Genomic DNA, 21,651 nt, shown 5'->3' with positions numbered 1-21,651 from the left:
TCTCGCTGCCCTATGGGCGGCCTCAGAATTCCACGCCCTTCTGCGCCTTCACGCCCAGATCTTTGAAGGGGTGCTTCACCAACGTCATCTCGGTCACGAGGTCCGCAGCCTCTATCAGTTCGGGCTTCGCGTTCCGGCCTGTCAGCACCACATGCGTCATCTCGGGCTTTTCTGTCATCAGGAAATCCACAACCTCGTCGATATCCAGATAATCGTAGCGCAACGCGATGTTGATCTCGTCCAGCAAGACAAACTGGATCTCGGGATCAAGGATCTGCTCCTTGGCAATCTTCCACCCATTCTGCGCCGCCGCGATGTCCCGCTCACGGTCCTGGGTTTCCCAAGTGAACCCTTCTCCGGACACAAAAAACCGGCACTCATCCGCGAACCGGTCCCGTAGGAACGTCTTTTCCCCGGTGTCCCAATTGCCCTTGATGAACTGAACCACCGCACAGGGCATACCATGCGAAATGCAACGCATGATCATCCCGAACCCGGACGAGGATTTGCCCTTGCCCGGCCCGGTATGGACCATGATCAGACCCTTCTCCTCGGTCTTGGTCGCCATCATCTTGTCGCGGGCGGCCTTGATCTTTTTCATCTTGGCATTGTGGCGTTCGGTGATGTCGTCCATGGCGTCCTCCGGTGTTGGTCGACCAAGTGGTGCCACTATTTGACCGGCGCGACCAGAGGCGTTTGTGCCTATCGGGCCAAGCGATCCAGAAACGGCCCAAGACCATCACGCGTGTTATCGGCAAAATGGTAGGCGTGCCAGCCACGCGCTTGTGCTGCGTCAACATTCCGTTTCGAATCGTCCACCAGAACATGGGACGCAGCAGCTGCACCCGTCCAATCCTCGATCTGCGCAAAATAGGCATCCTCGGGTTTCGCACAGCCCATGCGACCGGAGGCAAAGACCCGTTCAACCCGATCGGCAAACCCCATCTCTGTCTCGATATACGCTGCCCGGCGCGCCTCGTTATTTGTGCCGATCACGTGGCGAAACGCCGAACGCTCCAAGTGCGGCAGGACAGCCGGGTCAGGACGGGCATCCTTGGCAAACCAGTAGGCAAGAAAGGCGTCCACGTCGATCTCTTGCTCCAAGCCGGCGATCCACTCGGACAGGGCGTCGCGCAGGTCTCGCTCGCCTCGTATGATAGAGCGAATGCGCTCGGGCCGGAACAGATGCGATTGCAAGGTGTCCAGCCGCACACCCCAATCGTCAAACAGAGCATCCGCCCAGACAAATCGCCCGTCCACCATGTTGTCGTTCAGAACACCATCGAAATCCCAAACAATGACCTGTTCCTTCATGGCAAGCTCCGCACTCTCAAACGAGCTCCACCGTAACGCAACGACCCATTGTTCACCATTGCGTTCCCGCTTGACTCTGTATCGCCGCCCGCGCACTACGGTTCTGCTGGTGCCCGGGGTCCGCTTCGGGTGAAAAGGGAATGCCGCGCAGGAATTTTCGAGTGAAAATTCTTGTCAAAGCAGCCGCCCCCGCGACCGTGACCGGAGAGGTCCCCCCACGCCACTGGCCAAGCGCCGGGAAGGCAGGGTGGCCGATGAGGCCCGCTCTCAATGGAGAGGCGCCTCGAAATCCGCAAGCCGGGAGACCTGCCAGCGAGAGAAGACGAAACCGGACGGGGTGTGCCGGGTGTCGGGAACCAACGGCCCCCTCGCCGCCCGCCATCTGCCATGCTGTCCCCTGACAGGGAAAGAACATGGCCGATCTGCCCCCCGTGGAACTCTTGGTCTGCGTGAAATGCCGCCGCGAGTTGGAGGTGCCTGAGGACGGCACGCGCCCCGGCGAAGCGTTACACGCCGAACTTGCCAACCGCACCATGCCCGAGGGCGTGACGCTCAAAGCCGTTGAATGCCTGTCCAACTGCTCGTCCGGCTGCTCGGTCGCCGTGCGCGGTGGTGCGCAGCGCTGGACCTATGTCTACGGCAACCTGATGGAAGACCGAGACGCCGACATAGTGGTCGATGGTATCGCCAAATATGCCGCCACCACCGACGGCATCGTGCCGTGGCGCGAGCGCCCCGAACATTTCCGCAAAAACTGCATCGCCCGCATCCCCCCGCCGGAGTTCTGATCTATGGCAAACTTGAACAAAGTCCCCGTCACCGTCATCACCGGCTTTCTCGGCTCCGGCAAGACGACCCTTGTGCGTCACCTGATGCAGAACCCGCAAGGCAAGCGACTTGCCGTGATCGTCAACGAGTTCGGCGATGTGGGCGTGGACGGCGACATCCTCAAAAGCTGCGCCATTCCCGACTGCCCGGCCGAGAACATCATGGAGTTGGCCAACGGCTGCATCTGCTGCACCGTGGCCGACGACTTCATCCCGACAATCGAGGCACTGATGGCCCTCGACCCGCAGCCCGAACACATCCTGATCGAAACCTCCGGCCTCGCTCTGCCCAAACCGCTGCTCAAGGCGTTCGACTGGCCCGATATCCGCAGCCGCATCACGGTGGACGGTGTGATCGCTTTGGCCGATGCCGAAGCGGTGGCCGCGGGCCGCTTCGCCCCGGATGTGGCGGCCGTCGACGCCCAGCGCGAAGCCGATGACAGCCTTGATCACGAAACTCCCCTTTCGGAAGTGTTCGAGGATCAGATCAGCTGCGCCGACATCATCCTGCTGACCAAACCCGACCTTGCGGGCCCCGAGGGCATTGCCAAGGCCAAAGAGGTGATCGCCGCCGAAGCGCCCCGCACCTTGCCTGTCGTGGAAGTCGCCGAAGGGGCAGTCGATCCCCGCGTGATCCTTGGGCTGGAAGCGGCTGCCGAAGACGACATGGACGCGCGCCCGTCCCACCACGACGGGCATGACGACCACGAACATGACGACTTTGAAAGCGTCATCATCGACATCCCCGAAGCCAGCGATCCGGCGGAACTGGTTGCCCGCATCGAAGCGATGGCCAAGACGCAGAACATCCTGCGGGTCAAAGGCTACGCCGCCGTCGCTGGCAAGCCCATGCGCCTACTGGTCCAGGCCGTCGGTGCCCGTGTCCGCCACCAGTTCGACCGCCCGTGGGGGCCGGACGAGGCGCGGCAGGGCCGTTTGGTCGTGATTGCCGAACATGACGACGTGAACGAAGCAGCCATTCGCGCCGCCCTGGTCCAAGTCACCGAAGCCGCCGAGTAACGAAACCGCCCCAAGGCCCCAGCCATGCATGTCGTCTTCCGCGAAAGCCACGGGCTCGAAGAGACCGAGACACCCACCGATCTGGGGCAGACGCCTGCGGATCTGGTGGTGCTGTCGTTCTCGGACAGCGACCTTGGCGCCTTCGCGGCGGCATGGCACCGGGCGGACGGCAAGCTGCCCACGGTACGGCTCGCCAATTTGGTGGGCCTCAAGCACCCTCTGTCCGTCGACACCTATGTCGAACAGACACTTGAAGGGGCCAAGGGCATCCTGATCCGCCTGATCGGGGGTGTGCCCTATTGGTCCTACGGGTTGCAACAGGTCGAAGCACTGTGTCGCGCCAAGGGCATCGCGCTGGCTGTCCTGCCCGCCGATGGGCGGCCCGATACGCGGCTGGATGAAATCTCGACCCTCCCCGTATCCACTCTCCGACGCCTCGCGCATCTCTGTGACACTGGCGGCGCAGTCGCGGCGCAAGCAGCACTTGCACAAATGGCGTTGGCCTCCGGTCTATACGCGGGTCCCGTCAAAGGCTCCAAGGCACTGCCAACCGTCGGCGCATGGACACCCGAAGATGGCGTGACCTGTCCGCTGGTGCATGGCGCCGATACCCGCCCCCTGATCATCGCGACTTTCTACCGCGCCTATCTGTCCGCTGCGGACCTGTCACCGATCAAGGCGACGTTCCAAGCCCTGCGTGCCCGTGGCTTCCGCGTGCTCGGCCTCTTCGCGCCTTCGCTCAAAACCCCGGACGCGGCAGCTTGGATGGCCCGCCAGATCGCACATCAGAAACCCACCGCCATTGTCAACGCCACCGCCTTCTCCGGCATCGGCGCAAACGGCGCGTCACCCCTTGATGCGGGCGATGTCCCGGTTTTCCAGATCGCACTCGCCACGTCCACCCGAGAGGCCTGGGACGAGGCAGAGCGCGGCCTTTCCCCCACCGACCTCGCCATGCACGTGGTTCTGCCCGAGGTGGATGGCCGCCTGTTTGCCGGTGTTGCATCGTTCAAAGAACCGCAGCCGCGCGACGACGACCTGCAATTCGCCCGCTATGCGCACAAGGCCGACACCAAACGCATAGAGATGGTTGCGGACCGGGTAAAAGCGTGGACAGACCTTGCCACGACCCCGGCAAAGGAACGCACCCTCGCGCTTGTGCTCAGCACTTACCCGGGCAAGGACTGGAACATGGCTCATGCCGTGGGTCTGGATGCGCTCGCCTCGACCGATGCGATCCTTGCCGACTTGCAAAACACGGGCCACAATACCGACCTGACACCCGTCACAAGCGCACTCGAAACTGAGACGATCACTTGGCCGCTCACCGACTACAAGGCAGCGCTGTCAACTCTACCCCAATCGCTACGAGACGATCTCTATGCTGCATGGGGCGGCCCCGACGATGACGCTGACAAGGGACACTTCCACTTCCCCGCCACCCGCCGGGGCAATGTCCTGGTCGCCCTGCAACCAGAACGCGGCACACCCGACGCGCGGGACGACGACTACCACGACCTCAGCCGCGTCCCCCGCCACGCCTATGTCGCTTTCTACCTCTGGCTCCAAAGCCAGACCCAAGCCCTGATCCACATCGGCGCGCACGGCACTCTCGAATGGCTGCCCGGCAAGTCCGTTGCGTTGTCGGATAAATGCTGGCCCGAGGCGCTGACCGGCACCCTGCCTGTCATCTACCCCTTCATCGTGAACGACCCGGGCGAGGCCGCTCAAGCCAAACGCCGCATCGGGGCTGTCACACTTGGCCACCTGCCCCCCCCGATGAAGGACAGCGCCAAACCCGACAGGTTCATCCGGCTCGAAACCCTGCTCGATGAATTTTCCAACGCCGATGGCCTCGACCCCAAGCGCCGCGACCGGCTGCACGACGACATCCGGGCCGAGGCGCAGGCCATCGGGGTCGAAAATGACCTTGGCCTCGACCGCGCCAGCTGTTCGGCAGAGGCGATCACCCGCATCGACCGCTTCGTCTGCGATATCAAGGAAAGCCAGTTCGGTGACGGGCTGCACATCTGGGGTCAAGGGGCTGACACCGAGCGCAGCGCCTTGATAGACGCGCTCAATGGCAAGCGCATCGCCGGTGGCCCCTCCGGCTCCCCCCATCGTGGGCGGAGCGACGTGCTGCCCACGGGCCGCAATCTCTACACCACCGATCCCCGTTCGGTCCCAACCCGCGCCGCCTATGCCCAAGGCGTCAAACTGGCCGAGGAATTGGTCCGCCGCCACTTGCAGGAAGAAGGCGACTGGCCCCGTGGCCTGATCGTCGACCTTTGGGGCTCCGCAACGATGCGCACGGCGGGTGAGGAATTCGCGATGGCCCTGCACCTTCTGGGCGTGAAACCGGTTTGGGACCAATGTTCCGAGCGCGTCTCCGGCATAGAAGTGCTGCCCATTACCGACCTTGACCGCCCCCGGATCGACGTCACCCTGCGCGTCTCCGGCCTCTTCCGCGACGTATTCCCCACGCTATCCGCCCTCTTTGCCCAAGCCGTCCGCGCGCTCAGCCAACGCGATGAGGCTCCCGACTGGAACCCCTACGCCGGCACGGTACCGGATGCCCGCGTCTACGGCCCCGCTCCCGGCAGCTTTGGCCTTGGTATGGGCGGAGACATAGAGACGTTCACCGAGGACGCCCGGGTTGCCGCGGGGCAGGCGTGGCTCGCAGCCAGCGCCTATGCCCTTGACGGCCCAACCGCGACGAAGGACGAAGATGGCATCCGTGCCCGCGTCGCAGCAGCCGACAGCTTTGTCCACCTGCAAGACTTGCCAGAGACAGATGTCCTGCTGGCCTCGGACTACGCCGCGCATGAAGCCGGGTTCGCTGCTGCCCAAGCGGTGACCGGAGGCAAGGCAGCCCTCTACCACCTCGACACGACGCAACCCGACCGCCCCCGCGCGCGCACCCTGCCCGAGGAAATCGCCCGCGTCGTTCAGGCCCGCGCGACGCAGGCCCAGTGGCTGCGCGGCATGATGCGTCACGGCTTCCGCGGCGGAGCAGAGATCGCCGCCACGCTCGACCACATGGCCGCCTTTGCCAATCTCGCGGGGGTCGTCGGCCCCCACCTCTTCGACGCGTACCATGACGCCACCCTCGGTGACCCCGAGGTGGCGGCCTTCCTCCAGGACGCCAACCCCGGCGCGTACCAGGCGATGCAGGACCAGTTCGCAGCACTCGACGCCGCAGGCCTCTGGCACACCCGCCGCAACTCGATCCGCGCTGCGCTCGAGGCAGCACAATGACCGTCAAAGGCTGGTGCCCAGGCGCATGGCGCCCGATGATGTCCGGTGACGGCCTGATCATGCGTATCCGCCCGCGTCTGGCACGCCTTACCCATGATCAGATCCTCGGCCTCTGCGCCCTGTCGCTAAGCCATGGAAACGGCATCATCGACCTTACCAGCCGCGCCAACTTGCAGATGCGCGGCATTGCGGAAGACCAGCACGGCAATGTCCTGACAGCCCTCCAACAGCTCGACCTGCTCGATGCCACGGCCGAAGACGAATCCCGGCGCAACATCATCGTCACGCCCATGTGGCAAGCGGGCGACCTTACCACGCGTTTGCACGCGGCCTTGCTCAAAGCCCTGCCCGACCTGCCCGACTTACCTCCCAAGATGGGCGTTGCCATCGATGCGGGAACGGGCCCCGTTCTGTCCGACACGTCCGCCGATTTCCGGTTTGAACGGGCGGACACAGGCGATCTCATCCTGCGCGCTGACGGTGCACACAAAGGCAAGCGCGTCTCGGAGCAGAACGCCCCGACAGCGCTGATCGAACTGGCAAAATGGTTCGTCGCATCCGACGGCGTCGCCGCGGGCCGGATGTCCAAGCATCTGAAAACCAGAACGTTTCCAGACACGTGGCAGGATACTAAACCATCGCCCGCCACGGCTTCCATCACCCCCGGCGCGGTAACCGGCGGATTTGTCTATGGCGCGCCTTTTGGCAGCATCGACGCGCGTGCCATGACCAGACTAATCCAGGACAGCCAAGCGACCGCCCTTCGCGTCACCCCCTGGCGCACCTTCCTGTTGGAAGACGCACAGCCCTGCGATACGCACGGATTTGTCACCAGCCGCACCGATCCGCTCCTGCGCATCCACGCCTGCCCCGGCGCGCCCGCCTGCAGTGCCGCGACAGTCGATACACGCGCCCTTGCCCGACAACTCGCGCCGCATCACAGCGGAACACTCCACATCTCGGGCTGCTCAAAAGGCTGCGCCCACCCGCGCCCCGCCACCACTACGCTCGTAGGTCGCGACGGCGCGTTCGACCTTGTAGAGAACGGCCATCCATGGGATGCCCCCCGCCAACGCGGCCTCACGCCAAATGACCTCCTGACCACGGCGAGCTAATATGCCCTACGAATACGAAACCAATGGCGCGGCCATTTACCTGCAAAGCTTCGCCACGATCCGGGCCGAAGCCGACCTCGCCCACTTCGACAAGGACGAGGAACAGGTCGCTGTCCGCATGATCCACGCCGCAGGCATGGTTGGCCTCGAACAGCACTGCCGCTTTTCGCCCGGTTTCGTGCCTGCCGCCCGCGCGGCATTGGAAAACGGCGCACCGATCCTTTGTGACGCGCGCATGGTCAGCGAAGGGATCACACGCCCGCGCCTGCCCGCTGACAACAAGGTGATCTGCACACTGCACAATGACGGCGTCCGCGAACTGGCCGCAGAAATGAGCAACACCCGTTCCGCCGCCGCCCTCGAGCTTTGGCGCCCCCATCTGGCAGGCGCAGTTGTCGCCATTGGCAACGCCCCCACTGCGCTGTTTCATCTGCTGAACATGCTCGAAGACCCCAACTGCCCGCGCCCCGCCGCCATCATTGGCTGCCCCGTGGGCTTTGTCGGCGCGGTGGAATCCAAAGATGCCCTCTGGGCCGATCAACCCGTTCCCTGTTGCATCGTGCAGGGACGGCTGGGCGGCAGTGCCATCACCGTCGCCGCCGTCAATGCCATCGCGAGTCGGAAAGAATAATGGCCGCCGCCCCCGGAACCGTGCACGGCGTGGGCCTTGGCCCCGGCGCGCAGGACCTGCTCAGCGTCCGCGCGGACCGGCTGGTGCGAAACGCCCAACACGTGGCATTCTTCCGCAAGGCAGGCCGTCCGGGTCAGGCACGCACCATCGTGAACGGCATGCTCGCCAACCATGCCGTCGAGTTCCCCATGGAATACCCGGTCACCACCGAAATCCCGCTGAACGACCCACGCTACAACGAAATCCTCAGCGCATTCTACGCAGACTGTACCGCCCACCTGCGCCAACTCGCCGAACAAGGCGAGGATGTGGTCGTTCTGTGCGAAGGTGACCCGTTCTTCTACGGCTCCTTCATGCACCTCTACACGCGGCTCGAACCACATGTGCCAGTGCAGGTCGTGCCCGCCATCACCGGCATGTCCGGCGCTTGGACGGCCACCGGTGCGCCGATCACGTGGGGCGACGACATCCTGACGGTGCTGATGGGTACGCTGGACGAAGACACTCTTGTATCTGGCATGGAACAGGCCGATGCCCTGGTGGTGATGAAGATCGGGCGCAATATCGACAAGGTCTGTACCGCTCTGCGCCGTGCTGGCAAATACGAAGATGCCTACCTCATCGAGTACGCCGCCATGCCCAAGCAAAACGTTCAAAAACTGTGCGAGGCCGAGGGGAAAGTGGCCCCTTACTTCTCGATCATCGTTGTGCACGGACAGGGCCGCCGGCCATGACAGGCTGGGTGCGCATCGCGGGCCTTGGGCCGGGGGATGACGCCCTGATCACGCCCGAAGTCACGGATGTGCTGGCCAAGGCTACAGATGTGGTGGGCTACATCCCGTATGTTGCGCGTGTCGCGGAACGGCCCGGCCTCACCCTACATGCCACTGACAACCGCGTCGAAATCGACCGCTCGCGCCACGCGCTTGAAATGGCGAGCGAAGGCAAGAACGTCGTTGTCGTCTCTTCAGGTGATCCCGGCGTTTTCGCCATGGCCGCTGCCGTGTTTGAAGCGGTCGAGGATGGGCCCGAAGATTGGCGCAATCTCGACATCTCGGTGCTCCCTGGCATCACCGCCATGCTCGCGGCCTCCGCCCGCTGCGGCGCGCCGCTGGGCCACGACTTCTGCGCGATCAATCTGTCTGACAACCTCAAACCATGGAGCTTGATCGAAAAGCGCCTGCGCCTCGCTGCCGAAGGCGACTTTGCCATGGCCTTCTACAATCCCCGGTCCAAATCCCGACCGGAAGGGTTCGTACGCACGCTCGACGTGTTAAAAGAGGCATGTGGCGATGACCGTCCGGTGATCTTCGCCCGCAACGTCACCCAGTCCGATGAAGAAATAAAAATCGTGCCCCTGTCTCAAACCACGCCCGACATGGCGGACATGCGCACGATGGTCATCGTCGGCTCGTCCCGCACCCGGATCATCCCCCGCGACGGCGCACCAATTGTCTACACCCCAAGGTCGACGCCCGAATGACGCAGCCAATCCATCACTTGCGCCACGGAATGCGCCTCATGCCGGTCCGGCACAGCCGGTCGGTCGATCATGATCACCGGCAAACCAAGACTGCGGGCGGCGGCGATCTTGGCATAGGCACCGGAACCACCAGCATTCTTGGACACAACCAGATCAATGCGATGCTCTTGCATCAGTGCAAGGTCGTCAGTTTCGGTAAACGGCCCGCGCGACACCAGCGCATGGTGATCGGGAAAGGGCGGCAGGTCTTTGGGTGGATCGACCAGACGCAGAAGATAGAAATGCTGCGGATTCGGCGCGAACTCTGCCAGATGCATCCGACCGACGGCCAGCATGACGCGGACGGCGGGTTGGTCCAGGGCGGCCACAGCACCCGGAATGTCAGGCACACGGGTCCAGGCATCTCCGGCCTGCGCACTCCACGGCTTGCGGGTCAGTGCGATCAGCGGAACGTCAGCCTTAGCGCAAGCCTCCACCGCATTCCGACTCATCTGCGCGGCAAAGGGGTGGGTCGCATCAATCACATGGGTGATCTGTTCATCGCGCATGTGCGCAACCAATCCGTCGACCCCGCCAAATCCGCCGATACGCTGGGGCAAAGGTTGGCGCTTGGGCCTCTCGACACGGCCCGCAAAGCTGACCATACCGGCCAGCCCCGCTTTTGCGGCAGCGTTGGCAAAGGCGGTGGCTTCGGTCGTACCGGCAAGGATCAGGAGGTTGGCGCGCATGTCTGACCCTTGGTTGACCATCATCGGCATAGGCGAGGACGGGGTTGCCGGTCTCAGCGCCGCAAGTCAAGCCGCTCTGGCGGCGGCTGAGGTCATCATGGGGCCGCAACGCCATCTGGATCTCGTGGTTAACAACCCCTTAAGCACAAGTGTCCCCGCGGGGACAGATCTCATCCCATGGCCCGTCCCCTTCGCCGACGGCATTGCAATCCTTGCATCCCTGCGGGGACAGAGGGTTGCAGTGCTGGCCTCGGGCGATCCGTTCTGGTTCGGCGCAGGCTCCGTGATCGCGCGCAGCTTTGGCCCTGACGAATGGATCGCCCTGCCCGGCCCCTCCTGCTTTTCCCTCGCTGCTGCACGGCTCGGCTGGCCGTTGGAGAACACCGCGTGTCTCGGCCTGCATGCCGCGCCGATGGCCCGGATGCGACCACATCTCGCCCGGCGCGCACGCCTGATCGTGACGCTGCGCGATGGAGATGCCGTGCCAGCGCTTGGCAACTACCTGGACACTCAAGGCTTTGGCGACAGTATTCTGCATGTGATGGAGCATTTGGGCGGGCCACAGGACCGCCTTACGCAACACCGCGCCGACACGATCACCGGCACATTCGAACACCCGCTCTGCGCTGCAGTCGAAGTGGCGGGCGATGGACCTGCCCTGACCTCCGCATCAGGCCAGGCCGACGACACGTTCCAAAGCGACGGGCAAATCACCAAGCGCCCCGTCCGCGCCATTACCCTGTCCACATTGGCCCCGAAACCCGGCGAGCATCTTTGGGACATCGGCGGTGGCTCGGGTTCGATCGCGCTGGAGTGGTTGTTGGCCCATCCCTCGACCACGGCCACCACGGTAGAACCACGCGCCGATCGCGCCGCGCGGATTGCACAGAACGCACTGGACCTTGGTCTCGATCACCGGCTGACGGTGATTGAGGGCGCGGCCCCCGACGCGCTCGCGGGCCTGAAGGAACCGCAGGCAGTCTTCATCGGCGGCGGTCTGTCCCAGCCCGTCCTCGATGCTGCCCTGGCCACCCCGGCCCGCATTGTGGTCAACGCTGTTACACTCGAAGGCGAAGCCCTGCTCAGCACGGCACAGGCAAACCACGGTGGCGAACTGATGCGCATCGCGCTCAGTCACGCCGCACCTTTGGGCCCGAAACGGGGCTGGGCATCTGCCTATCCGGTTGTGCAATGGAGCCTCGACCGATGATTGTTGCAGGATTCGGGTTCAGCACACAGGCGACCAAAGACAGCTTTGCCGACGCGTTGGCACAACATGCGGATGCCCCCGATGCGCTGGCGACTATGGCAGAAAAGGCGGACAGCCTGACCGCATTTGCGAAATCTATGAACCTGACCGTCATCGCAGTCACCCAACACCAGGCCGCGGGCCAGACAACGCGCACCCAGTCGGTTCGCAGCAGCGCCGAGAAAGGTACGCCCAGCGTGGCCGAGGCCACCGCCCTTGCCGCCGCAGGCCCCGGCGCGCGGTTGATCAGCACCCGCACCATATCCCAAGATCGCATGGCCACCTGTGCCATAGCCGAAGGACCAGACACATGACCGTACATTTCATCGGCGCAGGCCCCGGCGCGCCCGACCTGCTGACACTGCGAGGACGCGACCTGATCGCGTCCTGCCCGGTGTGCCTCTACGCAGGATCGCTGGTGCCCGAAGCGATCCTAAACCACTGCCCCGAAGGCGCAAAGATCGTGAACACGGCCTCCATGGACCTCGACACCATCATGGCCGAAATCGAGACTGCCCACGCTGCGGGCCATGACATTGCGCGGCTGCATTCGGGCGACCTGTCGGTCTGGTCGGCGATGGGCGAGCAATTGAGGCGGATCAAGGCGGCGGGTATCCCGTTCACGGTGACGCCAGGCGTGCCCTCTTTCTCTGCCGCAGCGGCGGCGTTGGGTGCCGAACTGACCCTGCCCGGCGTGGCCCAATCCGTTGTTCTGACCCGCACACCGGGACGCGCCACATCCATGCCGCAGGGCGAAACGCTGACAAACTTTGCAGCCACGGGCGCGACGTTGGCTATCCATCTGAGCATAGGGAATTTGGATCAAGTCATTGCAGACTTGACGCCAGCGTATGGCGCGAACTGCCCCGTCGCAGTCGTCTACCGGGCAAGCTGGCCGGACGAGCAGATCATCCATGCCACTTTATCGACTATGAAGGATGCCATGAACGACGGCATCAGCCGCACTGCGCTGATCCTTGTGGGCCATGCCATCGGGGCAGAAGGCTTCGACGAAAGTTGTTTGTATTCAACGGACTACGACCGCCGCTACCGCCCGCAAAGCGCGGACAGTCCATGGGCCAGCTGGAGTCATGGCGATGACTAAGGGCCTTATGATCTCAGCCCCCGCGTCAGGCACGGGCAAGACGACGGTGATGCTGGGCCTGCTGCGGGCCCTGCGGGATGATGGCATGGTCGTGCAGCCCTACAAGAGCGGGCCGGACTACATCGATCCGGCATTCCATCTTGCCGCTGCCGGGCGCGCCTCGTTCAACTTCGATACATGGGCGATGGACAACAATTTGCTTGGGGGCGTTGCCGCGCAATCGCAGGGGGCCGATATCTGCGTGGCCGAAGGATCCATGGGCCTGTTCGACGGTGTAGCCACACGCGGTCAGTCGGGCTTTGGGTCCAGCGCGGAAACCGCACTTGCCATGGGCTGGCCCGTCATTCTGGTCATCGACGTGGGCGGACAGGCACAATCGGCGGCGGCCACAGCGCTGGGGTTCAAAAGCTACAACCCAGACCTGCCTTTTGCCGGTGTGATCCTGAACCGGGTCGCCAGTCCCCGGCACGAACGGCTGACCCGGTTGGGAATGGAACGCGCAGGGGTGAAGGTGCTGGGCTGTCTGCCCCGGCGCGGCGATCTGAAGCTGCCCGAACGCCACCTTGGGCTGATCCAAGCAGTTGAGCATCCCGATCTTGAAGCAGCGATCGTTGGATACGCCGACTTCCTGCGCGAGAACGTGGACCTTGATGCGATCAAGGCCGTGGCGCAAGCCGGTCCGGCCCTTGATACGCATCCGCTGCCAACACCACCCGCGCAACGGATCGCATTGGCTCGCGATGCCGCGTTTTCCTTTACCTACCCGCATCTGCTGGAAGGGTGGCGCGCAGCGGGGGCCGAAGTGCTGCCCTTCTCTCCGCTGGCCGATGAAGCACCCGTGCCAGATGCCGATCTGGTCTGGTTGCCCGGCGGATACCCCGAATTGCATGGTGGCACACTGGCGGCGGCCCACACGTTCCTTTCAGGATTGTGCAAGCACGCCAAGACCAAGCCGGTTCACGGTGAGTGTGGTGGTTATATGGTTCTGGGTGCCGGTCTGACCGACAAGGACGGCACGCGGCACGAGATGGCAGGTCTGTTTGGCCTTGAAACCAGCTTTGAAAAGCGGAAGTTCCACTTGGGCTACCGCCGCGCGGTGCTGGACGCGCCCATGCCTGGCTTTGCCGCCGGTGCAGCGCTGCGCGGGCACGAGTTTCACTATACAACAATCCTTGACGAACCCGATGAGCCCTTGGCCCAAGTGTCTGATGCGGACGGCAACCCGGTGCCTGAGACCGGGTCGCGGCGTGGCCATGTCACCGGCACGTTCTTTCACCTGATCACCGGGGAAACGGCATGACCGGGTTTGTCAGCTTTGTGGGATCCGGTCCCGGCGACCCCGAGCTTTTGACGCTCAAGGCCGTGGATCGGCTGAAGCGCGCGGATGCTGTGCTGTTCGATGACCTGAGTGCGGGTCCCATCCTCGGCCATGCGCGCAGCGGTGCAGACCTTGTGGGTGTGGGCAAACGGGCCGGACGCCCATCGCCCAAGCAGCACCATGTCAGCCAGTTGCTTGTTGATTATGCGACCGAGGGGCAGCGCATCGTCCGGCTGAAATCCGGCGATGGCGGCACGTTCGGGCGGTTGGAAGAAGAAACAGAGGCTCTGAAGGCCGCAGGCATCCCATTCGAGATCATTCCCGGTGTGCCGTCAGCCTGTGCGGCTGCGGCGGCAGCAGGCATTCCGCTGACCCGGCGGCTGACAGCGCGTAGAGTTCAATTTGTCACCGGCCACGATGTGCGCGGCGCCTTGCCCGAGGACCTGAACATGGCGGCCCTTGCCGACGCGCAGGCCACAACGGTTGTGTTCATGGGTCAGCGCACCTTTCCCAATTTTGCGGAGATGTTGATGCAGGCTGGGCTGCCCGCTGATACACCCGCGCTTCTGGCCGAGGGTGTGTCCACCGACGCGCAGAAGCTGCACCGCACAACGGTTTCGGAACTGGCCGAGGAACTGGGCCGGGGTGTTAGTGATGCCCCTGCCCTGATCCTGTACGGCGCGCTTGCGGAAAGCTGAGCGCGCCCTTTCCGCGTCGTCAAATGCCGCTTCCGGACTTGTCCCGCTGGGGAATCATTGTAAACGTGGATTGACGATGGTGGCCCCGAAAGGGGTCTGAAAAGGGAACCGGGTGAAAGTCCCGGACTGCCCCCGCAACTGTGACCGGCGAGCGGCCCGGCATGAACCACTGGCCCCAAGATGGGGTTGGGAAGGTCCGGCCCCGCAGCGACCCGGCAGTCAGGAGACCTGCCATCGACAAATGAAACTTGCCGGGTCACCGGCCATAATGCCGCCGGGGTTGGTGGCGAGGAGACAGAGAGATGCATATCGAACCGGGCGTCGTGGATGGCGCGAAAATGGCACTGGCCTACGGCACTGCCGCAGCTGCCGCGGGCTATTCCTTCAAACTGGCCGCCGAGGACCTGAAACAGCACAGCGTGCCGTCCTTCATTTTGCGCGCCGTAATGGCGACCGTGGGCACGTTCGTGTTCTTCGAAGTGCTGCCGCATTTCGCTGTTGGCGTCTCTGAGGTGCATTTCATCCTTGGCACAACCCTGTTCCTGCTGCTCGGCCCTGCCGCCGCTGCCTTCGGCCTCGTGTTCGGCCTGCTGATGCAGGGCACGTTCTTTGCCCCGTCCGACATGCCCATGTTCTTTGTCAACATGACCACCCTGCTGTTCCCGCTGTTCGCTGTACACGCGCTGGCCAAGCGCATTGTACCGAACGCCACGGCCTATGTGGATCTCGACTATGCCCAAGTGCTGAAGATGTCCGCCGTGTACCAAGGTGGTGTTGTGGCCTGGGTCGCGTTCTGGGCGATCTACGGCCAAGGCGTCGGTGCCGAGAACATCCAATCTGTACTGGCCTTCGGTGGTGCCTATCTGCTGGTCATCCTGATCGAGCCCATCGCCGATCTAGCCGTTCTGGCGGGCGCCAAGGCGCTGCGCGGCACGCAAGGCAGTGGCATCTTCACCAACCGACTGCATGACGCGGCTTGATCCCGCAACATAGGAATAAGGAAGGGGCCGCCACCGCGCGGCCCTTTTTACACCATGACCCAGCTTTTCTTGATTGGCATCGGCACCGGAAATCCCGATCACCTGACGGGAGAGGCCCGGCGCGTGATGGCCGAGGCCGATCTGTTTTTAATTCCGCACAAGGGGGACGGCAAATCCGATCTGGCCGATCTGCGGACACAGATCATTGCCGATCTGCGCGATGACGCGCCTATCGCTCTCTTTGACATGCCTGTTCGGGATGACAGCCTACCCTACATCGCCCGCGTCGACGCTTGGCATGATGAGATTGCAGCGCTTTGGACCGCCACTATGGCGCAATATCCCGCCGCCCGGAAGGTCGCGCTGCTGGTCTGGGGTGACCCTTCGCTTTATGACAGCACCCTGCGCATCGCTGCCCGATTGGACCCATTGCCGGAGGTCCGTGTGGTGGCCGGGATCACATCGATACAGGCCCTGACAGCGGCTCATGCCATTCCGCTTAATACCCTGAACGCGCCTGTCACGATCTCGACCGGGCGGCGTCTGCGCGACCATGGCTGGCCTGACGGGTGCGAAACGCTGGTGGTGATGCTGGATGGCGATTGCACCTTCCAGACCCTCGACGGCGACGCCTATGATATCTGGTGGGGGGCCTACCTGGGCATGCCGGAACAGATCCTTGATCATGGGCGATTGGCCGATGCCTCGGATCGCATTGTGGAGCGCCGCGCCACGGCCCGCGCGGCCCATGGCTGGATCATGGATACCTACCTGCTGCGAAAACTGCCCGAAAAATAGGCGATCCGCACAGGAATAGAACGCAGGCCGGGGTCAGAGGCTGGCCGAACACGTTTCGCAGTGGTCATATCGAAGGGTATGAACGACCACGAAACCGAATGACTGCCCACCTGCCCCTGACTGCTGCCACAACCTGCGCGCAACCACGCGCCATCGGGTCAGTGCGCCTATCGACCAAGCCGGTGGGAGGGCAAACGGTCATTGACGGACTGTACCAGAAAGGCGCGGCCAAGGTGGTCTTTCCGCGCGCCACCCGCGGTTTGACGGCGGTGCTGTTGAACACCTCCGGTGGTGTGACGGGCGGGGACAGGTTTGACTACGCAGCCACTGCCGGGGCCGGCACGCATCTTACGATGACCACGCAGGCCTGCGAACGCGCCTACCGCGCGCAACCGGGCGAGGTCGGGCGGGTCGAGACCCGCCTTACCGCCGAAGACGATGCAACGCTTTGGTGGTTGCCGCAGGAAACGCTGATCTTTGACGGCTGCGCCATGACCCGACGGCTGTCCTGCAATCTTGCCCCAACCGCCCGTGCCTTGATCGTTGAGCCGATGTGCGTCGGCCGCATCGCCATGGGCGAAGACACGGTGCATGGCCATTTTGCGGACCGTGTATCCATTACCCGCGACGGTGCGCCTTTGGTGCTGGATGCGTGGACGCTGTCGGGCGATATGACGGCGCAGATGTCGCGCGCCGCCATCGGCGGCAGGGCCACGGCCATGGTCAGCCTGACCTACATCGCACCAGACGCCGAAGCACATCTGGCCCCCATCCGTGCCCTTTTGCCCGACACCGGTGGGGCCAGCCTGCTGACGGATGACACCCTTGTTCTGCGCACGCTCGCCCCCTCGGGCTACCACCTGCGCAAGACGCTTCTGCCCATTCTGGACCACCTCACCGGTGGTCACCTGCCCATCTGCTGGAGACTTTAGCCCATGCAACTCACCCCCCGCGAAAAGGACAAGCTGCTGGTCGCCATGGCCGCCGAGGTCGCGCGCAAGCGGTTGGCACGCGGCGTCAAGCTGAACCACCCGGAGGCCATCGCGTTGATCACCGATGCGGTGGTGGAAGGTGCACGCGACGGACGCAGCGTGGCCGACATGATGGAAGCCGGCGCGCAGGTCATTACCCGCGACCAGTGCATGGAAGGCGTGCCGGAGATGATCCACGACGTGCAGGTCGAGGCGACCTTTCCCGACGGCACGAAACTGGTCACCGTCCATAATCCCATCCGCTGACAATCCCCGAAGGAAAATCCATGAAGACACTGCTTGCCCCCCTCGCCGCACTGCTGCCCATGGCCACCCCAGCCCTCGCGCACTCAGGCGCCCACGCGCACCCGCATGGATCAGAGCCATGGATCGTTGCCCTGGGCCTCGCGCTGATCGCCGGGGCGGCACTAGCGGCATGGAGGCGCAAATGATCCCCGGCGAAATCATCACGGCAGACGGGAATATCGAACTGAACACCGGTGCACAGGCCATCACGCTGCATGTGGCGAACACAGGCGACCGTCCTGTGCAAGTCGGCAGCCACTACCACTTTGGCGAGGCCAACAGCGCGCTGGAGTTTGACCGCGAGGCCGCACGCGGCATGCGCCTGGATATCGCGGCGGGCACCGCAGTGCGGTTCGAGCCGGGACAGGCCCGTGACGTACAGTTGATCCCGATCGGCGGTGCGCGCAAGGTATACGGGTTTAACCAGCAGGTGATGGGCGACCTTTGAGCAGGGCAAACCCTTAGGAAGGAAAAGACGATGTGTGATGTATGCGTGATGAATGCGGTGAAAAAGCGGATGCTTTCGCGCCGGGATTTTTTCAAGACCAGTGCTGCGGTCGGTGCAGCAGCGACGGTGGGCATGGCGGCAGCGCCCGCAGCCATGGCGGCAGGCCACGGCGGCGTGGTCGATATGTCCCACAAACTAAGCCCGGACTTTCCCACCTTCTTTGGCGTGCCCGGCATCTCGATGGAACAGCAATTCAACTTTGCGGAACACGGATTCAACCTGATGAACCTGGCCATCAACGAGCACACGGCGACCCATATCGACGCGCCGTTGCACTTTTCCGCAGATGGTACTTCGGTGGACGAGATACCGGTGAGTGATCTGGTCATCCCTCTGTGTGTTGTCGACATTGCGGCCAAAGCGGCTGAGGATGCCGATGCGCAGGTGACACCCGATGACCTGAAGGCATGGATCGCGGCCAACGGCGACATCCCGGACAAGGCGTGCATCGCCATGCATTCCGGCTGGGCGGCCAAGTCCGGCGATGCGGCAGCCTATGTTGGGAACGACGCGGACGACGTCAAACACTTCCCCGGCTTCCATATCGAGGCCACGCAAATGCTGCTCGAGGAAACCACGGCGGTGGCCATGGCTGTGGACACGCTGTCGCTCGACCATGGGCCGTCTCCTGATTTCGCAACTCACTACGCGTGGTTGCCGTCAGGCCGCTACGGGATCGAGAATCTGGCCGGGCTGGACAATGTGCCTGCCGCTGGGGCGACGCTTGTGGTGGGTGCGCCCAACCATGTTGGCGGCACCGGCGGTCCGGCCCGCATCTTTGCGATGGTCTGATGGCAACCCTTCCTCTCATATCGGACGAGGAGGCCAGCGCCGAGGTGCTGGCCGTCTTCGATGACATCCGCGCAACCCGTGGGACCGATTTCATCAACAATTTCTGGCGGGCGCTGGCGAATGATCCGGCGCTGCTGGCGTCCACTTGGGCGCGGTTGAAAGAGGTGATGGGTCCGGGGGAACTCGATCCGCTGGTCAAGGAGATGCTCTATATCGCCGTGTCCGTGGCGAACGGGTGTGATTACTGCATCCACTCCCATACCGCGGCGGCGAATGCGAAAGGGATGACGCTGGCCCAGCATGGCGAGTTGATGAGTGTAATTGGCATTGCGATGCAGACCAACGGGTTGGTGACAGCGATGCAGGTGCCGGTGGATGAGGTTTTCCAAGCATGATCTGTCACACACCGAACAGAGGATCACGCCCGGCCCGAGGGTGGGCGTATCACGCCCGCCCTAGGGGGCGGGTCGGGCGTGATCCGGTCCGCTGCGCGGCCCGGGTGCAAACCTCAAAACCAACCACGGTATTTTGCGATGATGACGGTAAAGAAAATCGTGTAGGCGATGGCCTGCAACCAAAATTCAATGCTCGACATAGGGTATTTTCCTTTTTTCAATTGGCGATGGTGTCATTGAACAGGTGCGAGTATTGGCGAGCAATGCACGGCACTTTCCCTACCAAAATCCGAGAAAGCCAATGACTTTCAGATACTTATGGATCTGCAATGCACGGGCATTTCTGAACGCAGCAAAAGGTTGACACATGCCCACATCCATCTCCCGCCGCGACTACGCCGCCATGTTCGGCCCCACCACGGGCGACAAGGTGCGGCTTGCCGACACGGACCTGATCATTGAGGTTGAGCGTGACCTGACCGCCGAGGCAGCGGGCCAAGCCTCCACCGGCGGCAGCGGTGACAACGCCATGCTCTATGGCGAAGAGGTCAAGTTTGGCGGTGGCAAGGTCATCCGTGACGGGATGGGGCAGTCTCAAGTCACACGGGCGGACGGCGCTGTCGATACCGTCATCACCAACGCGCTGATTGTGGACTGGACAGGCATCTATAAGGCCGATGTGGGCTTGAAGGACGGGCGCATCGCTGCCGTGGGCAAGGCGGGCAATCCCGACACGCAGCCGGGCGTCAACATCATTATCGGGCCGGGAACGGAGGCCATCGCGGGCGAGGGCAAGATCCTGACGGCCGGGGGCTTTGACAGCCACATCCACTTCATTTGCCCGCAACAGATCGAGGATGCGCTGCATTCCGGCCTCACCACCATGCTGGGCGGCGGCACCGGCCCAGCGCACGGTACACTTGCTACCACGGTCACACCGGGCCCTTGGCATCTGGGCCGTATGTTGCAGGCCGCTGATGCCTTCCCCATGAACCTCGCATTTGCGGGCAAAGGCAACGCCTCCCTCCCCGCCGCCTTGGAAGAACAGGTCAAGGCAGGCGCCTGTGCGATGAAACTACACGAGGATTGGGGCACCACCCCTGGCGCCATCGACTGCTGCCTGTCAGTCGCAGACGACATGGACGTACAGGTGATGATCCATACCGATACACTGAACGAAAGCGGCTTTGTCGAAAACACCGTCGCCGCCATGAAGGGCCGCACGATCCACGCCTTCCACACCGAAGGTGCGGGCGGCGGGCACGCGCCGGACATCATCAAGATCTGCGGGGAAGAACACGTGCTCCCCTCCTCCACCAACCCCACGCGCCCCTTCACAGTGAACACGCTCGAAGAGCATCTCGATATGCTCATGGTCTGCCACCACCTCGACAAGTCGATCCCCGAGGATGTGGCCTTTGCCGAAAGCCGCATCCGGCGCGAGACCATCGCCGCCGAAGACATTCTGCACGACATGGGCGCGTTCTCGATCATCGCATCCGACAGTCAAGCCATGGGCCGCGTGGGCGAGGTGCTGATCCGCACCTGGCAAACGGCTGACAAGATGAAGAAACAGCGCGGGCCGCTGCCCGAAGAAACCGGCGACAACGACAACATGCGCGTACGTCGCTATATCGCCAAATACACGATCAACCCGGCGATTGCGCACGGGATCAGCCACGAGATCGGGTCGATCGAAGTCGGCAAACGCGCGGACTTGTGCCTGTGGAACACCGCGTTCTTCGGGGTGAAGCCCGAGATGGTGCTGCTGGGCGGCACCATCGCATGCGCCCAGATGGGGGATCCGAACGCATCCATCCCGACGCCGCAGCCGGTCTATACCCGACCCATGTTCGGGGCCTATGGCCGGTCGGTCGAACGCTCCGCCGTTACGTTCGTGTCCGCCGCCGCGCAAGCCGAAGGGATTGGCGCTTCGCTGGGTTTGGCGAAGGACACTATTGCTGTCCAGAACACACGCAATATCGGTAAGAAGGACCTCAAGCTGAACGATGCAACACCGCATGTCGAGGTACATCCTGAGACTTACGAGGTGCGGGCGGATGGCGAATTGCTAACCTGTCAACCGGCAGAAGTTTTGCCGATGGCGCAGCGGTATTTCTTGTTTTGAGGCGAACCAGCCCTTATCCGTCACGCC

General features: G+C 63.3%; 24 protein-coding genes and 2 riboswitches. Of the genes, 21 read left to right on the top strand and 3 right to left on the bottom strand.

Translation table 11 applies throughout. The annotated features are described in order from the left end of the window. Window positions 1-22: 22 nt before the first annotated feature. Together cobO and AC53L6_RS15320 are read right to left on the bottom strand one after the other, a co-directional pair. Window positions 23-634, bottom strand: coding sequence for a cob(I)yrinic acid a,c-diamide adenosyltransferase (cobO, locus tag AC53L6_RS15325; protein ID WP_299598421.1), 612 nt, complete (start codon window positions 632-634; stop codon window positions 23-25). A gap of 68 nt (window positions 635-702) precedes the next feature. After that, on the bottom strand, window positions 703-1,314 hold the full coding sequence (locus tag AC53L6_RS15320) for an HAD family hydrolase (RefSeq protein ID WP_496908465.1): 612 nt from the start codon (window positions 1,312-1,314) through the stop codon (window positions 703-705). Window positions 1,315-1,407: 93 nt separating this feature from the next. Next, window positions 1,408-1,642, top strand: a riboswitch (cobalamin riboswitch). Between the two features lie 85 nt (window positions 1,643-1,727). Here AC53L6_RS15320 and AC53L6_RS15315 point away from each other — a divergent pair. Genes AC53L6_RS15315 through cobJ form a run of 7 tightly spaced genes read left to right on the top strand, consistent with a single transcriptional unit; the run spans window position 1,728 to window position 9,648 of the window. Continuing rightward, on the top strand, window positions 1,728-2,102 hold the full coding sequence (locus tag AC53L6_RS15315) for a DUF1636 family protein (protein ID WP_496908464.1): 375 nt from the start codon (window positions 1,728-1,730) through the stop codon (window positions 2,100-2,102). Between the two features lie 3 nt (window positions 2,103-2,105). Further along, window positions 2,106-3,161, top strand: coding sequence for a cobalamin biosynthesis protein CobW (cobW, locus tag AC53L6_RS15310; protein WP_496908463.1), 1,056 nt, complete (start codon window positions 2,106-2,108; stop codon window positions 3,159-3,161). Window positions 3,162-3,185: 24 nt separating this feature from the next. After that, window positions 3,186-6,419, top strand: coding sequence for a cobaltochelatase subunit CobN (cobN, locus tag AC53L6_RS15305; RefSeq protein WP_496908462.1), 3,234 nt, complete (start codon window positions 3,186-3,188; stop codon window positions 6,417-6,419). After that, window positions 6,416-7,534 (top strand): precorrin-3B synthase, encoded by a 1,119-nt coding sequence (gene cobG, locus AC53L6_RS15300; protein ID WP_496908461.1) that lies wholly within the window; start codon window positions 6,416-6,418, stop codon window positions 7,532-7,534. The genes cobN and cobG overlap by 4 nt, the downstream gene beginning before the upstream one ends. A 1-nt stretch (window position 7,535) precedes the next feature. Then, complete coding sequence (locus tag AC53L6_RS15295) at window positions 7,536-8,165, top strand: precorrin-8X methylmutase (RefSeq protein ID WP_496908460.1); 630 nt, start codon at window positions 7,536-7,538, stop codon at window positions 8,163-8,165. Next, complete coding sequence (gene cobI, locus AC53L6_RS15290) at window positions 8,165-8,899, top strand: precorrin-2 C(20)-methyltransferase (protein WP_496908459.1); 735 nt, start codon at window positions 8,165-8,167, stop codon at window positions 8,897-8,899. The genes AC53L6_RS15295 and cobI overlap by 1 nt, the downstream gene beginning before the upstream one ends. Next, complete coding sequence (cobJ, locus tag AC53L6_RS15285; protein ID WP_496908458.1) at window positions 8,896-9,648, top strand: precorrin-3B C(17)-methyltransferase; 753 nt, start codon at window positions 8,896-8,898, stop codon at window positions 9,646-9,648. Before cobI ends, cobJ begins: the two co-directional genes overlap by 4 nt. On the opposite strand, the gene AC53L6_RS15280 is transcribed toward cobJ, so the two are convergent. Next, the gene (locus AC53L6_RS15280) at window positions 9,621-10,376 is read right to left on the bottom strand and encodes a cobalt-precorrin-6A reductase (RefSeq protein ID WP_496908457.1); all 756 of its coding nucleotides are present in this window, start codon (window positions 10,374-10,376) and stop codon (window positions 9,621-9,623) included. The two genes, cobJ and AC53L6_RS15280, sit on opposite strands and share 28 nt — an antisense overlap. On the opposite strand from AC53L6_RS15280, the gene cbiE reads away from it, so the two are divergent. From cbiE to ureC, 14 genes are all read left to right on the top strand, one after another. Then, window positions 10,375-11,586: a precorrin-6y C5,15-methyltransferase (decarboxylating) subunit CbiE gene (gene cbiE / locus AC53L6_RS15275; RefSeq protein ID WP_496908456.1), complete on the top strand. Its 1,212-nt coding sequence runs from the start codon at window positions 10,375-10,377 to the stop codon at window positions 11,584-11,586. The two genes, AC53L6_RS15280 and cbiE, sit on opposite strands and share 2 nt — an antisense overlap. Beyond that, window positions 11,583-11,939 (top strand): cobalamin biosynthesis protein, encoded by a 357-nt coding sequence (locus AC53L6_RS15270; RefSeq protein ID WP_496908455.1) that lies wholly within the window; start codon window positions 11,583-11,585, stop codon window positions 11,937-11,939. Before cbiE ends, AC53L6_RS15270 begins: the two co-directional genes overlap by 4 nt. Further along, window positions 11,936-12,730 carry a precorrin-4 C(11)-methyltransferase gene (cobM, locus tag AC53L6_RS15265; RefSeq protein ID WP_496908454.1) on the top strand — a complete coding sequence of 265 codons (795 nt, stop codon included), beginning with the start codon at window positions 11,936-11,938 and terminating at the stop codon, window positions 12,728-12,730. Before AC53L6_RS15270 ends, cobM begins: the two co-directional genes overlap by 4 nt. Continuing rightward, window positions 12,723-14,030 (top strand): cobyrinic acid a,c-diamide synthase CobB, encoded by a 1,308-nt coding sequence (locus AC53L6_RS15260; RefSeq protein WP_496908453.1) that lies wholly within the window; start codon window positions 12,723-12,725, stop codon window positions 14,028-14,030. Before cobM ends, AC53L6_RS15260 begins: the two co-directional genes overlap by 8 nt. Continuing rightward, window positions 14,027-14,746, top strand: a complete 720-nt coding sequence (gene cobA, locus AC53L6_RS15255; protein WP_299598455.1) for a uroporphyrinogen-III C-methyltransferase — start codon at window positions 14,027-14,029, stop codon at window positions 14,744-14,746. Before AC53L6_RS15260 ends, cobA begins: the two co-directional genes overlap by 4 nt. A gap of 60 nt (window positions 14,747-14,806) precedes the next feature. Further along, window positions 14,807-14,996: riboswitch (cobalamin riboswitch) on the top strand. A 52-nt stretch (window positions 14,997-15,048) separates the two neighbouring features. Continuing rightward, window positions 15,049-15,726, top strand: a complete 678-nt coding sequence (locus tag AC53L6_RS15250; RefSeq protein WP_299598458.1) for an energy-coupling factor ABC transporter permease — start codon at window positions 15,049-15,051, stop codon at window positions 15,724-15,726. A 54-nt stretch (window positions 15,727-15,780) separates the two neighbouring features. After that, complete coding sequence (cobF, locus tag AC53L6_RS15245) at window positions 15,781-16,524, top strand: precorrin-6A synthase (deacetylating) (RefSeq protein WP_496908452.1); 744 nt, start codon at window positions 15,781-15,783, stop codon at window positions 16,522-16,524. A 98-nt stretch (window positions 16,525-16,622) separates the two neighbouring features. Beyond that, window positions 16,623-17,456: an urease accessory protein UreD gene (locus tag AC53L6_RS15240; protein ID WP_496908451.1), complete on the top strand. Its 834-nt coding sequence runs from the start codon at window positions 16,623-16,625 to the stop codon at window positions 17,454-17,456. Between the two features lie 3 nt (window positions 17,457-17,459). Further along, window positions 17,460-17,762 (top strand): urease subunit gamma, encoded by a 303-nt coding sequence (locus tag AC53L6_RS15235; protein WP_076628231.1) that lies wholly within the window; start codon window positions 17,460-17,462, stop codon window positions 17,760-17,762. Between the two features lie 20 nt (window positions 17,763-17,782). Continuing rightward, window positions 17,783-17,947 (top strand): LPXTG cell wall anchor domain-containing protein, encoded by a 165-nt coding sequence (locus tag AC53L6_RS15230; protein ID WP_496908450.1) that lies wholly within the window; start codon window positions 17,783-17,785, stop codon window positions 17,945-17,947. Next, window positions 17,944-18,249, top strand: coding sequence for an urease subunit beta (locus AC53L6_RS15225; RefSeq protein ID WP_299598470.1), 306 nt, complete (start codon window positions 17,944-17,946; stop codon window positions 18,247-18,249). Before AC53L6_RS15230 ends, AC53L6_RS15225 begins: the two co-directional genes overlap by 4 nt. 30 nt (window positions 18,250-18,279) lie before the next feature. Next, window positions 18,280-19,101 (top strand): cyclase family protein, encoded by an 822-nt coding sequence (locus AC53L6_RS15220; RefSeq protein ID WP_496908449.1) that lies wholly within the window; start codon window positions 18,280-18,282, stop codon window positions 19,099-19,101. Next, on the top strand, window positions 19,101-19,496 hold the full coding sequence (locus tag AC53L6_RS15215; RefSeq protein ID WP_299742832.1) for a carboxymuconolactone decarboxylase family protein: 396 nt from the start codon (window positions 19,101-19,103) through the stop codon (window positions 19,494-19,496). Before AC53L6_RS15220 ends, AC53L6_RS15215 begins: the two co-directional genes overlap by 1 nt. Window positions 19,497-19,863: 367 nt before the next feature. Next, window positions 19,864-21,624, top strand: a complete 1,761-nt coding sequence (ureC, locus tag AC53L6_RS15210) for an urease subunit alpha (RefSeq protein WP_496908448.1) — start codon at window positions 19,864-19,866, stop codon at window positions 21,622-21,624. The last annotated feature ends 27 nt before the right edge of the window (window positions 21,625-21,651 follow it).

This window comes from Tateyamaria sp. LSS28 (assembly GCF_059611725.1).
This window is presented reverse-complemented; position numbering and strand designations above follow the sequence as displayed.